We start from the raw sequence: 15,184 nt of genomic DNA, 5'->3' as shown, positions 1-15,184 counted from the left end.
CGGATCATCCGCCTAAAATATTAATCAAATAACTCTTCGTTTAATTTAGCTTCGTTGAAGTTTTTACCTAGATATTCACAAACTTCACGAACATCTCTTAACGCATTGCCAAGGCAGCTTGTCGCACCAGGGCTTGGTGTCATATTAAAGATTATTCCGGTTTTTGGATTTATACTAGCTTCACCTAACATTAATTTTTTCTCTGTTTTGTTAAGCACTTGAGGGCGGACACCGCCAAAACCTTTAGCATAATATATATCGCTAGTGCTTAGGCTTGGGACGATTTTTCTAGCATCTTTGACAAATAATTTTTTATTTAAATACGGAACTTCAAATAAGAAATTGCGTAAGATATAGTTGCGAATATCGCTATCTTTAAATAGATCAAATAATATACCAGCAATAGTTGAGTCAAAATTTAAAGTCTTACAAAAGTCAAGAAAACTTCCCCAGTTATCATGATATCTCTCTAGCTTAGGTAGCGCCAAAGCCGTAGGCCCAAATCTCGTACAACCATCAGCCAAAATATCAGGATCACCATGTAAAGCAGCAAAAGGCAATTTAGGATTTTGCACCATATAAACCTTGCCATTTAATAGTTTTTTCTTAGTTAGATAGAAGCTACCAGCCACAGGCAAACAACCAAAATCAAGCCCATATCCCATTTTGTGAGCTAAATATAAAGAGTGAGCACCAGCATTTACTACGACAAAATCAGCGCTAATAGATAATCCATCTGCTGTTTGGATATAGTATTTATCTGCGTTTTGCGTGATAGTATCTACTCTTGAATTTAGATAGACATCGCACTCTCCGCCCTCTTTTTTGGCATTTTCTATAAATGTAGTTGTGAATGCCCCATAATCAACGGTGGTATATTCTCCACTTCTAACCCCCATACCAACGACATTTTCAGCTCTATGAGTACCATCACTATTTAATATAATTTTTGGCTCTATTTTAGCTAGTTCTGCTTTGTCATAAAACTCCAAATATGGATATATCTCTTTAAACTCATTAAATCTATTTTTAATGTAATCAACCTCTACATCGCCCACGCCGATTGCCATCTTTTGGCCATCAAACATATATTTGCCTTGATATCCGTGTTGTAAGCCATATTTGACTACCATTCTAGCGGTTTTGCTGACTTTTTGAGCCTTTTCAAATGTATAATTTGTCTCAATATCTCCACAATGGATAGTTTGCGAATTTGCTGTGCCTTTTGAATTTAGCGTAGCTAGACCAGAGTATTTTTCTATTAATGCGATGCTTTTTACATCTGTGTATCTTGCTAACTCATAAAGTAACGCACCACCGCTAATGCCGCCACCTATTATCACCACCTCATAGTGCTTCTCTTTCATCCTTAACTCCTAAGACAATTTTTAAATTCCGTAGTATATATTAATAAAACTTAAAGATAACAAAATAAAAATAAGTAAATTAAAATATTTATGAATTTATTTAATTAAAAAATATTAAATTTATTTATTAAAGCCCAAACCGCCACTTATGATAGCGGTGGCTCTATTAATATCTCATCATCGCTAGTTGTATATGGCAAAGTTTTGGTAGTTTTGGCACCTAATTTTTTAAGATTTTCAAATTTGCTTATCAAATTTCCACGACCTTGATATAGTGTGATTTTGCCATCTTCGATCGCCTTAGACATAGCAATTACTTGATTTTCTAATCTTTCATAATTTTTGATAAATACATCAAATTTATCATATATCTTACCAGCTTCTATAAATATCTTAGTTGCGTTCTCATCGCTTTTTAGATTTTTCCAGCAGATATAGACGGTTTTTAAAGCCATTAAAAGTGTAAGTGGCGTGGTGATAAATATACCCTTTTCATACGCATATTCATAAAGAGCGCTATCAGCACTGAGAGCGACAAATAGCATATTATCATTAGGTATAAACATAAATATATACTCATAATTTTTGCTATCTAAAAATGCGTAATCTTTGGAGTTTAAATTATCAATATGATTTTTAATATCCTTAGCCAAGGCCTTAGCGTAGCTATCTTTTTGGCTCTCATCTGTAGCATTATGATACTCATTATAATTGATAAGTGAGCATTTGGCATCTATTATCGCTCTTTTACTCTCATCAAATTTAACCACAACATCAAGATATTTTTGGTTTCCATTTTCATCTTTATAAGATACTTGTTTTTCATAATTCACACCCAAAATCAGCCCACTACTTTGCAATACACTATCAAGCTGAATTTCACCCCAATTTCCTAGAATTTTTTTATTGCCTTTTAGTGCGTCAGCTAAATTACGAGCTTGAGTTATAACCCCTTTGGTTTCGCTTTTTAAATTCTCAAAATTTACTTTAAATGTGTTATTTATCTCTAAATTTGATTTTTGATATTTATTGATCTCATCTTTTAATGGCGTGATTAAACTCTCTAAGATTTTTGCGGAGTTTTCTCTCATCTCTTTGCTATTTAAATTTAGCAAATTCTCACTCATCTGCTTAGTTTTTAGCTCAAAATACTCTCTAGTTTTATTATCAAGTTCATCTTGACGCTTTTTAAGCTCGTTATTTATCTCATTGGCACTGTCTAATTTTGTTGTTAATTGTGTGATTTGCTGGATATTTTGGATATTTTGCTCTTGTAAATTTTTGTTCTCATCTTTTATGGAGTTTAGCTCTTGATCTTTTATACTTAAATTCGCACTTAAATCGCTAAATTTCTGCCCTAAACTCACTAATTGCGTATGCTTTTTAAACAGCACAACCCCAAGCCAAACACACACACAAACCGCCACCACAACTATCGCAATTAAAATTTCTATCATCGCAATCTCCATATAAAAAGAAAAAGCCTAAGCCTTTTCTTAATTTAGATTTTTTTCAAAAATTCACACTTTAATACCACAACTCCAACGCCATTTATCTTACACTCAACCTCATTATCTTTGCTTGTAAGCTTGATATTTTTAATCGTTGTGCCACGCTTAATCGTGCTACTAGCACCTTTGACCTTTAAATCCTTAATCACACTAACGCTATCTCCAGCGTTTAACTCTGTGCCGTTAGAATCTTTTGCCATTTATGTTTCCTTGATTTGATTTAGCTAAAAATTATAGCTATTTAATGCTTAAATTTCATAACATTTATAATTAAAATTTTAACACAAAATTTAATTATGATTTAATAAATTTAGTAATTTTATGATACAATCTAGCCATTTTTTAAATTTAGGAAATCAATATGGATATCAGAAAAGAGTATTTAGAATTTTTTAAAAGCAAAGGCCATGAGATAATACCATCAGCACCACTAGTCCCTGATGATGCTACGCTGCTATTTACAAATGCAGGGATGGTGCCTTTTAAAAGCATTTTTACAGGCGATGTGCCTCGCCCTACTCCACCGATTCGCACTAGCTGTCAAACCTGCATTAGAGCCGGTGGCAAGCACAATGACTTAGATAATGTCGGTTATACTGCTAGGCATCATACATTTTTTGAAATGCTAGGAAATTTCAGCTTTGGCGAGTATTTTAAAAAAGAGGCCATAGCTTACGCATGGGAGTTTGTAACTGAAATTTTAAAACTACCAAAAGATAGATTATATGTAACAGTCCATGAAAATGATGATGAAGCATATGAAATTTGGCAAAAACATATAGATAAAGATAGAATTTATAAATTTGGTGATAAAGATAACTTCTGGGCTATGGGCGATACTGGACCTTGTGGGCCTTGTAGTGAGATATTTTATGATCAAGGAAGCGAGCATTTTAACAGCGATGAAGACTATATGGGCGGTGATGGCGATAGATTTTTAGAGATTTGGAATCTTGTATTTATGCAGTTTGAAAGAAGCAGTGATGGAAGTATGAGCCCACTTCCAAAGCCTTCAATTGATACTGGGATGGGGCTAGAGAGAGTAACTGCTATAAAAGAGGGTAAATTTAGCAATTATGATAGCTCACTTTTTATGCCTTTGATTAATGAAGTAGCAAGAATTGCGAATTTGAAATATGAGTATGAGAGTGGGGCTAGCTTTAGAGTTATAAGCGATCATATTCGATCAACTACATTTTTGCTAGCTCAAGGGGTAAATTTCGATAAAGAAGGCCGTGGATATGTCCTAAGAAGAATATTAAGAAGAGCCGTTCGCCACGGATATTTGCTAGGGATAAAAGAGCCTTTTATGTATAAATTAGTAGATAAAGTAGTAGAGCTAATGGGCGAACATTATGAGTATTTAAAAGAGCAAAAAGAGTATGTCAAAGAGCTTATTAAGATTGAAGAAGAGAGATTTTTAGCCACTATTTCAGCTGGGCTAGATCTATTTAATGAAGAGCTGAAAAAAACCAAAGATATATTTAGCGGCGAAGTAGCCTTTAAATTATATGATACTTATGGATTTCCACTAGATTTAACAGCTGATATGTTAAGAGAAAAGGGGCTTAGCGTAGATGAGGCTAAATTTGATGAATTGATGAGTGAGCAAAAAGCAAGGGCCAAAGCTAGTTGGAAAGGTAGCGGGGATGCTATAAAAGAGAGTGGGGATTTTAAAGCCTTGCTTGAAGAGTTTGGTGAGAATGAGTTTATCGGATATGATAATCTAAAAAGTAGTAGCAAGGTTTTAGCCCTTTTAAATAGCGAATTTAAAAGAGTAAATGAGCTAAAAAACGGCGAGATTGGATATGTTATGCTAGACTCTACTCCATTTTATGCTCAAAGTGGTGGTCAGTGCGGTGATACTGGGCTTTTAGGGGGCAATAAAATTCTTGATACCAAAAAATATTTTGGATTAAATCTAAGCACAATAGAGGCAAAAAACAGCATAAAAATAGGTGATATCTTGCCTTGTGAAGTTAGCCTAAATAGATTAGAAATTCGCCGTCATCACTCAGCTACTCATTTGCTCCACGCAGCACTTAGAACTATACTTGGGTCTCATATATCTCAAGCTGGAAGTAGCGTTGAGGCTGATAAGCTTAGATTTGACTTTACTCATCCAAAGCCTATCTCTAAAGATGAATTAGATAAAATTGAGAAATTTGTAAATGATCAGATCACAATCGGTGCTAAGGCTAAAATTGATATTATGGATATAGAATCTGCTAAAAATAGTGGCGCTATAGCTCTTTTTGGCGAGAAATATGGCGATCAAGTCAGGGTGCTAACCTTGGGATGTTCTAAGGAGCTTTGCGGTGGTACTCATGTAGAGAATTTGAATGAGATAGGGAGCTTTTTTATCATCCGTGAAAGTGGCGTAAGTGCTGGAGTAAGGCGTATAGAAGCAGTTTGTTCTAGGGCGGCATTAAACTACGCAAATGAGCTAAGAAGTGAGCTTGAAGAGATCAAAATAGCCCTAAAAGGTGCCAATCCAATCAACGCTATAACCAAACTAAAAGATGAGATAAAATCCCTACAAAACGAGATTAAAAACGCCAACTCATCAGTAGAGCTAAGCCCAACTATTATAAATAATGTAAGTGTAGTAATTGGCGAATTTAACGGCGATATAAAAGCTAAAATAGATGAGATAAAAAATAAATTTGATAGTGTAGTAGTATTTTTAGCTAGTAAAAAAGATGGCAAAGTCAGCCTAGGCGCTGGATCTAAAAATTGTAATATCAAAGCTGGTGAGCTAGTAAAAGCTATAGCCCCTATAGTTGGTGGCGGTGGCGGTGGTAGAGATGATTTTGCCACTGCTGGCGGTAAGGATATAGATAAAATTCCAAACGCACTAAACGAAGCGACAAATATCATAAAGAGCAAACTTTGAGTAGTTTAAATAGCGCATTTGCTAGGCTTGATCAGATAGTTCCATTTACTCATATTGGCTGTTCGGCTCTTTTTATAGCTTTGGAGATTTCGGTTATAATCTGCGGCTACTACTGCTTTAGAGATATTGAGCAAAATCCCCATCGATATAAGCTAATTTTAAAAGAATTTAACAAATTTTTATTTAGCGCTTTGGCTATGGTGGGATTTTTGCTTTTGAGTGGGTTATATATGTCTTATGGGGATTACTTTCCAATAGGCGATCCGATGGTTGAAGCCATCGTCAAAACCAAAATCGCTATATTAGCCTTCATCTGCGCCAATCTAGCCTATATTTGGTATAAATATCACCAAGCCAGAGGGGCATTTATAAAAGATGATATGCTAATGAGCCATGAAAATTTAGTTCTCATAATCTACTATTTTACACCATTAAATGTGGTTTTATCATTTATCAATATATACCTTGGTGTTACTTTTAGAGGATTTTTATGATAGTTTTGGCTTCTAGCTCGGCTAGTAGGGCATTGATCTTAAAAGAGCATGGAGTGGAGTTTATCCAAGTTTGTATGGAGTATGATGAGAGCTTAGATATAAATTTGCCACCAGCAAAATACGCCACAAGCATCACAAATAACAAAGCCAAGCAGTTTTTTGATAAATTTAAAAATCGCTATGATAGAGTGCTATTTGCTGATAGTAGCGTGGTATCTCAAGGGGTGATTTTAGGCAAGGCAAAAGATGAAATGGAGGCTAGATATATGCTAAACCTTCAAAGTGATAATCTAACTAGCGTCTATACAGCGATGAAATTTATCAGCCAAAAAATAAGCATCGATATGCTTAGTGTGGCAAGTTATAAATTTTCTAAATTTGATGAAGATGATTTAGAGCGTTATATAGCAAGCAATTTATGGCGAGATAAGGCTGGTGCTATGATGATAGAAGGATTTAATAAAAAATATATAAAATACCAAAAAGGCAACAAACCTACAGCTATGGGACTAGATATTATAAGCTTAAAGGCGTTTTTATGAAATATATTTTTAATTTTTTGATAATAATAATTTTAGCTTGTGTTGGGGGTGTGATATATTTTTACTCTCAAATCAAGATTGATATATCCAAAATTGTAGATTACAACCCAAAATTAACAACGCATATATATGACAGAAATGGCGATTTGGTGGCGTATATTTTCGATGAAGAAAATAGGCAATATGCTAAATTTAATGAGATTCCGCCACGCATTATTGAAGCGCTTATCGCTATTGAAGATACGGCCTTTTTCGAGCATGATGGGATAAATTATGAAGCGATTTTTAGAGCGGCGATTAAGGATATTCAAGCTATGTCCTTAGTCGAGGGCGCATCAACTCTAACACAACAATTAGTCAAAAACATGCTCCTAACAAGAGAGAAGAAATTCACTAGAAAACTCAAAGAGATAATCATATCTTATGAAGTTGAGCAAAAACTCACAAAAGAACAAATAATAGAAAGATACCTAAATCAAGTATATTTCGGCCATGGTTATTATGGTATCAAAACAGCTGCTCTTGGGTATTTTAAAAAGAATTTAAATGAGCTAAGTATAAAAGAGATAGCTATATTAGTTGGCTTGCCAAAGGCTCCTAGTAGCTATGATCCAACTAGGCATTTAGATCTATCACTATCTAGAGCAAATAGCGTTATTTCAAGAATGTATAATATAGGTTGGATCACAGCCAATGAGTATCAAAACGCCATCAAAGAAAGGCCAATAATTTACGAACAAACTCTAACACAAAACAAAGCCCCATATCTAGTAGATGAGACCATAAAACAGCTAACTCCGCTATATAAAGATATCAAATATGGTGGCTATAAAATCACTTTAAATGCTGATTTAAAAGTCCAAGATATAGCTAGAGAGGCGTTAAAATTTGGCTATAATGAAATTTTAAAACGAAATAAAGACGCCAATACCACAATCTTAAATGGTGCGATGATAGTTACTAATCCTACAAATGGCGAGATACTAGCTTTGGTTGGTGGCGTGGATTATGCTAAGAGCAATTTTAACCGTGCTACGCAAAGCTATAGACAACCAGGCTCTAGCTTCAAGCCCTTTATCTATCAAATCGCCCTAAATCAAGGGCTTTCGCCTCAAACTAAGGTTGCTGATATATCTAGAATTTATGAAGGTGTAAATAAAGATAATCCAGATGATAAAGACTGGAAACCAAAGAATTTCAGCGGAAATTTCAAAGGGCTAATCACGCTAAATGACGCCTTAAAACAATCAAGAAATCTAGCTACGATAAATCTTTTAAATTTACTTGGATTAGATGTAGTCCAAACAAATTTAAGCGAATTTGGATTTAAAAATATACCAAATAACCTATCAATCGCACTTGGTAGCTTCGGTGTGAGCCTTATGGATTATAGCGAGCAATACTCTATATTTCCTGGACTTGGGATTAGACATGAGACTAGATTAATTAACTCTGTAGAGAATAAAAATGGCGAAATATTTAAATTTGAGCCTAAAAGTAGTGAGGTTATCAAGCCTGAACAGGCTTATTTGATGGTTAAAATGCTTCAAAATGTTGTCGATAACGGTACCGGTCGCTCTGCTAAAATAGATGGCATAGAATTAGGTGGCAAAACAGGTACCACAAATGATAGCGTGGATGCGTGGTTTTGTGGATTTGCTCCTGAAATTCAAGTCCTAGTCTGGTATGGAAATGACAATAACACACCAATGAGATATGTAGAAGGCGGATCTAGGACGGCTGCGCCTGTATTTAGAAAATTTATGGAAAACTACATAGCACAATACCCACAAACAAAGAGAAAATTTGATATGCCTAGTGGAGTTTATCGTAAATTATATAATGGAGAAGATGTCCTATATACCAATACTTCACCACTACCAAAAGAGCAAAATAGTATCTTAGACAAACAAGATAAAGAGGGGATAATATTTTAAATTTTACTGATAGTAATTTGCTATCAGTAAAATTTATCAAACGGCCTTTTTGCCCATTAGATAAGCCAAAATTATCACAGATAATATATAGCTAATTTGTATAATAACCCCTTCAAATGTGTTGTAAAATCCGATAAATGAAATGCTAGGAATGCTAGGTATAATGCTATTTGGCACTATATTTGTAAGTTGTAAGGTATGAACGCTAATACCTAAAATTTTAAACCCAAGCGCATAAAGCAATAGGCTCATAAGCTTAAAAATATTATGCATAGCAATTTTAGAAGTAATGAAATTCATAAAATAAGCTATCAAAGCCAAAATCACCAAAGCCCCAACTATACCGCTTATAAAGCTTGACATTTCAACCTTTGGCAACATCCCAGCATAAAATAGTATAGTCTCAGCACCCTCTCTAAAAACAGCCAAAAATGATAACAATCCAAACCAAAACACACTACCACTCGAAGTAGCTCTATTAATCTGCTTAGCTATATAGGCCTTCCACGCTGCAAGGCTGCTTTTGGAGTGTAGCCAAGCTACTACAAATATCATCACAACTACAGCCAATATCCCGACTACACCTTCTAAAATCTCTCTATTTGTCCCAGCAGTCGCTAAAGGAAATAGATAACTCAAAGCCACCGCACCCAATATACTAGCTACGATACCAACGCCAGCACCGCCTAATATATGAGCCTTGGCTCTTTTTAAACTACCGCTTTTAACAACAGCCAAAAGCGCTATTACTATAAGCAAAGCCTCAACGCCTTCTCTAATAAGCACGATAGCAACATCATAAGCATTATAATTAGCATTAAAATCTAATGAATTTATATCATCTATCAGTTTATTAAGCGTATTTATAGAGCTTTTAGAGTCTATATCAGCTGCGATTTGTGGCAATAAACTCTCAATCCTATTATACAAATTCGCATCTCTAGTCCTAATCTCACCTTCAAAAAGCGGCCAATTTGTTATAACGCTTAAAATATTACCCTTTGCCTTAGCATTATCAACACCGATTAACTCCTTTGTACTCTCAAGCAAGGCCAAATTTCTCTTAAGCTCCTCTAATGTATCACCATTAGCTTCTATCTGTTTAGTATTACCAGCTAGAAAATCATCTAAAAACTCCCCTATCTCTACAATTTGTATATCCATAGTGGCCGCATCTCTAGGCTCGCTTACCATCGCCATCCTATATAGTGCCATTGAAGTCTCTATCTTGCCATAATGCCAAGGACTTAAATCCCCCACTACTCGCTCATTTCTCTGCCAAGAATCATAAAATCTTTTAAAAATAGCTGGAATTTGCTCAAAATCTCTATCTTGAGTAACCTTTGTTAGTTGCTTATATAGTGGCATTACCTTCTGTTTGAATTTTACTCTTTTGGCTTCATAATCTATGGGGTTTTGCTCCTTTTCAAGGGCAATCAACGCACTAGATAAGCTCTCTAAATTCTCAACATTAGCTTCATTTAAAACATCTTTTAATCTCTGTTTGACATCATCTGATAAGGCTGTGTTGATATTAAGAGCGTTGAAATCTTTTTCGAATTTAATCATTATATCTTTTGCTAATTTGCTATCACCACTTTTAACCGCACTCAAAGCGTCTGAAATCCCTATAAAAAATGGACTCATACTCGCCTCTAAGCTTAAAGTAAAAAGCAAAGATAAAATCACAAAACAAGCTCTAAACATCAAAAATCCTTACCCCAAAATCGATCTACCAAGATAATCCCCATCGCCACTCACACCACCAAAACAGATAAAAAGCCCTGAACCTATATGCGTGATATACTCATTCATCCTATCTACATTTCCTAAAGCATTTTGTATCTTTATAAACTGCTCTGGAGTTTTTTGAAATGAGATAAACAAAAGCCCCGCATCAAACTGATTAGTCTTAGGCTCTACGCCACTAGCATAAGAGTATGAACGCCTAAGTATCTTAGTATCTGCACTTTTAGATAAAAACACATGAGAATCAGCTGGCAATGGAGTATTTGAGCCTATATCAGCTTCATCAAATTCAGCCTTACCACCATACGGCGCACCGCTATCTCTAAATCTACCAAAGGTATCATTTTGACCTTTTAGATGAGTCCTATCCCAAGTCTCTAAGTGCATTTGTATCTTTCTTACTGCCATATAGGTCCCACCATCAAATGCTCCACCTTTTATCCAAACTACCTTATCAAGCTCATCGCCCTTAGGATTAATTGTACCATCTTTAAAGCCAAAAAGATTGCGTGGGGTGTCGCTATTCATAAATGAGTTAAAGCCCATTTGTGACCACTTCATAGTAACTTGAAGTCTTGCTACACGCACTAGATTACGCACCGCATGAAAGGCCACTTGCGGATCATCGCTACATGCTTGTATGCATATATCTCCACCACTAAACTCAGCCCTAATCTGATCCCTTGGAAAATGCGGCAGATCTTTAAGCTCTTTTGGCTTTAGCTTATCTAAGCCAAGCTTATCAAAAAACGACGCACTCACACCAAAGGTTAAAGTAAGCCCATAACTCCCTAAAGAATCAGCCTCTCCAGTATCTAAAGTAGGGATAAATTTATTGCTACTATATTTGCTGACATTCTCTCCAGCTGTTAATTTCGCTGAATAGATAGTCCAAATTTTAAACATCTCTTTAATCTCTTCAATAGAGTTAGTATGTAAATCCAAAACCATAAAATATATATGCTTTTGAATATTAGTAGCGATACCTTGTTGGTGCTTTCCATAAAATGGATATATATCATTTTCATCTGATTTGATGCGTGGATTTAAGACTTGACTAGCACTAAGCGTGCTAGCTCCAAGTCCAAGCGCTAAAGTTCTCCCGATAAAACTACGGCGATTGAAATTCATATTAAGACCTTAATCTAAGATTACACCCATTTTTGACAATGGCTCACCTAGTTTATTGACCGCTTCTGCTAACTCTTTTATATCAGATTTTGATAATTTATCATAGCCTATGTATTCATATCCATCTTTGCTTTTATTGTGTTTTTCTAATAGATTATTTACATTAGCAAATTGAACTTCGATATCCTTTGCTAATTTAGGATCTTTTTTTACTAGATGAGATTTTAAAATTTCATAGATCTTCTGTGCCCCTTGAATATTGGCTTTAAAATCATAAAGATCGGTTTTAGAAAAGATATCTTCTTCGCCTGTTATCTTGCTAGTTGATACCTCATTTAGTAGATCCACTGCGCCAGTTAGCATTAACTCTGCATCCACTTTGACAGTTGGCACCTTAGCTCTTAGCTCTTTGATATCTGCTAGCAACTTATCTGCTGTTGCTTCGCTACCTTTTGTAGTGTTATCTACCCATAAAATTTTCTCAATTTTATGAAACCCAGTCCAATCACTCTCATTTTTGCCATCTTCTTCTAAATCAGCTAAACGAGCATCTATCTTAGGATCAAGCTCCCCGAAACTCTCTGCTATCGGCTCTGAACGCTCATAATACATTCTAGCTAATGGATAGAGTTTTTTGGCATTTTGAGTATCGCCAGATTTTAGATATCCTACAAATTGCTCAGTGCTATCTAAGAGTTTGTCTATTTGATCGATAACATAAGATCTATACTCATTTGCCTCTTTTGATAGATCAACTGCGCCATATAGACTACTTCCTAGCATCAAAGCTGATAAGCCAAGAGTGATTTTTTTAAATTGCATTTAAGCTCCTTTAATAAATATTTTATAAATATAAAGATTTTGATAAACATTTTCACAATCAATATTTTAATAAATAATATCTTAAATTTATCTTATAAGATAGATGAAAATTTAAAAAATATTTTAAAAGATTAATTGAGTTAAATTTAAAAAATTAGCACTATATTTATGAAATTTAAAAAGATATAATAAGATTAAAGTAGATTAAACTACTTTAGAAATGGATGAATTTAAAATATTTATTAATTATTGATAGCTCTAAATACTCTTGTGTGGCTATCAGATTTAGATAGACTAAGCCTGATTATAGAGTCTTTTAAGGCTTTTAGAGAGTGTGGCTTCAAAGCCGGTAAAGTCACCATGTCCAATTCACCCATTACCAAAATCTCCCCACTCATCTCAAATTCTATCTCTCCACGCAGGACTTGAACGATTATAGCACTTGGTGCTTTATGTTCTTTCATAATGGAGTCTTTAGACATTGTAATGCGAATCTCTTTGCTAAATTCAGTTTCACAAAGCATAGCACTTTTCACACCATCAAATATATCAAAGTTAAAGATAATTTTTTCCATAGTAATTCAATGTAATAAAAAGAATAACCCCCAAATAGGGGCTAAGTAGTATAAATAACTATTTTTTAAGCTCTTTAATTCTAGCAGCTTTACCGCGTCTATCTCGTAGATAAAATAGTTTAGAGCGTCTTACACGACCTTTGCGTAAAACTGTGATACTCTCTAAGCTATCACTATAAATAGGGAAAATTCTCTCTACACCTACGCTATTAGCACCGATTTTGCGAATTATAAAAGTCTCACCAGTACCGCTACCACGGCGAGCTATACAAACGCCTTCAAAATTTTGAATTCTGCTTTTGTCGCCTTCCTTGATGTGAATAGCAATTCTCAAAGTATCACCAGCACGAAAGTCAGGCACAGACTTAGTCGCAATTTGAGCATTTTCAAATGCTTCAATATATTTATTTCTCATCTTTTTTCCTTAAAGTTTTGGCGATTTAAGAGTTGATACAAATCAGGGCGAAAAAACCGAGTTTTGCAAAGCGCCATATGATTTTTTAGAGCGATGATTATACTATGATTACCCTTTAAAAAAGCTGAAGGGACAGACAAACCATCAAAAATATTTGGCTTTGTAAAGCTAGGAGCTTCTAAAATTCCACTCTCAAAACTCTCAATATCCAAAGAGTTAATATTACCCAAAACACCAGGAATATTGCGACTAATAGCATCACAAAGGCTCATAGCAGCCAACTCTCCACCGGTTAAAACAAAATCCCCAATACTAAAAACCTCATTTACCTTATTTTCAATCACACGCTCATCAATACCCTCATATCTACCACAAATAAATGTAATATTACTCAAATTCGCTAATCTTTTTGCATCATTTTGATTGAATTTTTTACCAACGGGCGTCAGATAGATGATATGCGTATCTCCAAGCTCATCAATAGCATCACAAAGCGGCTGCGCACTCATCAAAAGTCCAGCACCACCACCAATCATATAATCATCAACTTTTTTGTGTTTTTGCTTTGTGTAATTGCGAGGATTGATATAATTAATCTCTATAATACCTTTTTGAGTTGCTCTGCCAAGTATAGAATCACTAAAGTATGGTGATACTAAATTTGGAAATAGAGTTATAAAATTAAATTTCATATCTAAATTTAAGAATTAAGCAGTATATCCATAGAGTTTTTAACATCGATTTTTTTACTATTGGTATCAACTTTGATGATAAAATTATCTTGATAAGGGATATAAAACTGCTTTGCTAATTTTTGTGAAAGTATGCTTTTATCAGTTTTCACGCTCAATAAATATCCAGCACCAACCTCTAAAATATCATCTATTTTACCAAGCAAAACCCCACTCTCATAAATATCAGAATCTATAATATCAAAGTAAAAATACTCATCTTTTTTAAGCTTACAACTCTTTTTGGTATCTTCAATTGTCCGATATAAAGTTCTATTTACAAGCTCTTTTGCCTTTTCAATACTATCAAATCCGTCAAATATCACAAGAGAATTTGATGGCTCATAACTTTTAATAGAAAATATATTGCCAAATTTATCATAAAATTTAGCACCTTTTTTGTATTGTTCTATAAAATCGCTACGATTATGAAGTCTCAAAGAGCCCTTTAAACCCACAGTTTTGCCAAGCAAGCAAACCTCTACCAAATCACTCTTCAATAGCTTTTACCGTAATTCTATATGAAGTTGGATCTTTGGCTTTATAGCCTATAACTATAGTTTTGATAGCGTTTATCATTTTACCATCTTTGCCGATTAATTTGCCAGTATCAGCTTTGCTAGCATAAATGATAATCTCATCAAAATTTTCACCAAGATTTATCCGCTCAGTGCGAATAATCTCAGGCGAATCACTTATAAGCTTAGCATACTCTTTTAAAAATTCTTCTACCATTATTTTGTAATTTGAGCGACTCTATCGCTTAGTTTGGCACCTACGCTTTTCCAATATGCAAGTCTTTGGGCATCAAATTTAATCACTTCTGGTTCTACCATCGGATTATAATACCCAATGCTCTCAATCCAGCCACTATCTCTTCTTTTTCTGCTATCAGTTACCACAATGCGATAAAATGGTCTTTTTTTGCGTCCCATTCTTGTTAGTCTAACTACTGTTGCCATTATTTTCTCCTAATTATTTTTTTGATTAAGGCTTAATTATAGCTAAAATTTA

General features: G+C 34.5%; 16 protein-coding genes. 4 read left to right on the top strand and 12 right to left on the bottom strand.

Annotation, left to right across the window (positions count from 1 at the left end):
* Positions 1 to 20: 20 nt before the first annotated feature.
* The 3 genes from CLAN_RS02110 to CLAN_RS02100 form a co-directional block, all read right to left on the bottom strand.
* Complete coding sequence (locus CLAN_RS02110; protein WP_096019037.1) at positions 21 to 1,367, bottom strand: FAD-dependent oxidoreductase; 1,347 nt, start codon at positions 1,365 to 1,367, stop codon at positions 21 to 23.
* Between the two features lie 146 nt (positions 1,368 to 1,513).
* Complete coding sequence (locus CLAN_RS02105) at positions 1,514 to 2,824, bottom strand: DNA recombination protein RmuC (RefSeq protein WP_100591037.1); 1,311 nt, start codon at positions 2,822 to 2,824, stop codon at positions 1,514 to 1,516.
* A gap of 44 nt (positions 2,825 to 2,868) precedes the next feature.
* Complete coding sequence (locus CLAN_RS02100) at positions 2,869 to 3,078, bottom strand: alkylphosphonate utilization protein (RefSeq protein ID WP_096013572.1); 210 nt, start codon at positions 3,076 to 3,078, stop codon at positions 2,869 to 2,871.
* A 161-nt stretch (positions 3,079 to 3,239) separates the two neighbouring features.
* Here CLAN_RS02100 and alaS point away from each other — a divergent pair, with 161 nt between their 5' ends.
* Genes alaS through CLAN_RS02080 form a run of 4 tightly spaced genes read left to right on the top strand, consistent with a single transcriptional unit; the run spans position 3,240 to position 8,747 of the window.
* On the top strand, positions 3,240 to 5,774 hold the full coding sequence (alaS, locus tag CLAN_RS02095; protein ID WP_100590470.1) for an alanine--tRNA ligase: 2,535 nt from the start codon (positions 3,240 to 3,242) through the stop codon (positions 5,772 to 5,774).
* Positions 5,771 to 6,268 (top strand): hypothetical protein, encoded by a 498-nt coding sequence (locus CLAN_RS02090; RefSeq protein ID WP_100590469.1) that lies wholly within the window; start codon positions 5,771 to 5,773, stop codon positions 6,266 to 6,268. The genes alaS and CLAN_RS02090 overlap by 4 nt, the downstream gene beginning before the upstream one ends.
* The gene (gene maf / locus CLAN_RS02085; RefSeq protein WP_100590468.1) at positions 6,265 to 6,810 is read left to right on the top strand and encodes a septum formation inhibitor Maf; all 546 of its coding nucleotides are present in this window, start codon (positions 6,265 to 6,267) and stop codon (positions 6,808 to 6,810) included. The genes CLAN_RS02090 and maf overlap by 4 nt, the downstream gene beginning before the upstream one ends.
* Positions 6,807 to 8,747 (top strand): transglycosylase domain-containing protein, encoded by a 1,941-nt coding sequence (locus CLAN_RS02080; RefSeq protein ID WP_100590467.1) that lies wholly within the window; start codon positions 6,807 to 6,809, stop codon positions 8,745 to 8,747. The genes maf and CLAN_RS02080 overlap by 4 nt, the downstream gene beginning before the upstream one ends.
* Before the next feature lie 36 nt (positions 8,748 to 8,783).
* Here CLAN_RS02080 and CLAN_RS02075 read toward each other — a convergent pair whose 3' ends face one another.
* The 9 genes from CLAN_RS02075 to rpsP form a co-directional block, all read right to left on the bottom strand.
* Complete coding sequence (locus CLAN_RS02075; RefSeq protein WP_100590466.1) at positions 8,784 to 10,454, bottom strand: FTR1 family iron permease; 1,671 nt, start codon at positions 10,452 to 10,454, stop codon at positions 8,784 to 8,786.
* A 9-nt stretch (positions 10,455 to 10,463) separates the two neighbouring features.
* Complete coding sequence (locus tag CLAN_RS02070; protein ID WP_100590465.1) at positions 10,464 to 11,627, bottom strand: Dyp-type peroxidase; 1,164 nt, start codon at positions 11,625 to 11,627, stop codon at positions 10,464 to 10,466.
* 9 nt (positions 11,628 to 11,636) lie between these two features.
* On the bottom strand, positions 11,637 to 12,449 hold the full coding sequence (gene efeO, locus CLAN_RS02065) for an iron uptake system protein EfeO (protein WP_096019953.1): 813 nt from the start codon (positions 12,447 to 12,449) through the stop codon (positions 11,637 to 11,639).
* Between the two features lie 242 nt (positions 12,450 to 12,691).
* A complete protein-coding gene (locus CLAN_RS02060) occupies positions 12,692 to 13,024 on the bottom strand; it encodes a cupin domain-containing protein (RefSeq protein WP_096013580.1) in 333 nt (110 codons plus the stop codon).
* Between the two features lie 58 nt (positions 13,025 to 13,082).
* Positions 13,083 to 13,439: a 50S ribosomal protein L19 gene (gene rplS / locus CLAN_RS02055; RefSeq protein ID WP_096013581.1), complete on the bottom strand. Its 357-nt coding sequence runs from the start codon at positions 13,437 to 13,439 to the stop codon at positions 13,083 to 13,085.
* The gene (gene trmD, locus CLAN_RS02050) at positions 13,436 to 14,131 is read right to left on the bottom strand and encodes a tRNA (guanosine(37)-N1)-methyltransferase TrmD (protein WP_100590464.1); all 696 of its coding nucleotides are present in this window, start codon (positions 14,129 to 14,131) and stop codon (positions 13,436 to 13,438) included. The genes rplS and trmD overlap by 4 nt, the downstream gene beginning before the upstream one ends.
* An 8-nt stretch (positions 14,132 to 14,139) precedes the next feature.
* Positions 14,140 to 14,670, bottom strand: coding sequence for a ribosome maturation factor RimM (rimM, locus tag CLAN_RS02045; protein ID WP_096014958.1), 531 nt, complete (start codon positions 14,668 to 14,670; stop codon positions 14,140 to 14,142).
* Positions 14,660 to 14,905 (bottom strand): KH domain-containing protein, encoded by a 246-nt coding sequence (locus CLAN_RS02040; protein WP_096013584.1) that lies wholly within the window; start codon positions 14,903 to 14,905, stop codon positions 14,660 to 14,662. Before CLAN_RS02040 ends, rimM begins: the two co-directional genes overlap by 11 nt.
* Positions 14,905 to 15,132: a 30S ribosomal protein S16 gene (gene rpsP / locus CLAN_RS02035; RefSeq protein WP_063998335.1), complete on the bottom strand. Its 228-nt coding sequence runs from the start codon at positions 15,130 to 15,132 to the stop codon at positions 14,905 to 14,907. The genes CLAN_RS02040 and rpsP overlap by 1 nt, the downstream gene beginning before the upstream one ends.
* Positions 15,133 to 15,184 lie beyond the last annotated feature (52 nt).

Source organism: Campylobacter lanienae NCTC 13004, from assembly GCF_002139935.1.
Lineage (GTDB): Bacteria > Campylobacterota > Campylobacteria > Campylobacterales > Campylobacteraceae > Campylobacter > Campylobacter lanienae.
This window is presented reverse-complemented; position numbering and strand designations above follow the sequence as displayed.

Coding starts and splice junctions, on each gene's coding strand:
- CLAN_RS02110 (WP_096019037.1), bottom strand. CDS start 1,367: ATGAAAGAGAAGCACTATGAGGTGGTGATAATAGGTGGCGGCATTAGC.
- CLAN_RS02105 (WP_100591037.1), bottom strand. CDS start 2,824: ATGATAGAAATTTTAATTGCGATAGTTGTGGTGGCGGTTTGTGTGTGT.
- CLAN_RS02100 (WP_096013572.1), bottom strand. CDS start 3,078: ATGGCAAAAGATTCTAACGGCACAGAGTTAAACGCTGGAGATAGCGTT.
- alaS (WP_100590470.1), top strand. CDS start 3,240: ATGGATATCAGAAAAGAGTATTTAGAATTTTTTAAAAGCAAAGGCCAT.
- maf (WP_100590468.1), top strand. CDS start 6,265: ATGATAGTTTTGGCTTCTAGCTCGGCTAGTAGGGCATTGATCTTAAAA.
- CLAN_RS02080 (WP_100590467.1), top strand. CDS start 6,807: ATGAAATATATTTTTAATTTTTTGATAATAATAATTTTAGCTTGTGTT.
- CLAN_RS02075 (WP_100590466.1), bottom strand. CDS start 10,454: ATGTTTAGAGCTTGTTTTGTGATTTTATCTTTGCTTTTTACTTTAAGC.
- CLAN_RS02070 (WP_100590465.1), bottom strand. CDS start 11,627: ATGAATTTCAATCGCCGTAGTTTTATCGGGAGAACTTTAGCGCTTGGA.
- efeO (WP_096019953.1), bottom strand. CDS start 12,449: ATGCAATTTAAAAAAATCACTCTTGGCTTATCAGCTTTGATGCTAGGA.
- CLAN_RS02060 (WP_096013580.1), bottom strand. CDS start 13,024: ATGGAAAAAATTATCTTTAACTTTGATATATTTGATGGTGTGAAAAGT.
- rplS (WP_096013581.1), bottom strand. CDS start 13,439: ATGAGAAATAAATATATTGAAGCATTTGAAAATGCTCAAATTGCGACT.
- trmD (WP_100590464.1), bottom strand. CDS start 14,131: ATGAAATTTAATTTTATAACTCTATTTCCAAATTTAGTATCACCATAC.
- CLAN_RS02040 (WP_096013584.1), bottom strand. CDS start 14,905: ATGGTAGAAGAATTTTTAAAAGAGTATGCTAAGCTTATAAGTGATTCG.
- rpsP (WP_063998335.1), bottom strand. CDS start 15,132: ATGGCAACAGTAGTTAGACTAACAAGAATGGGACGCAAAAAAAGACCA.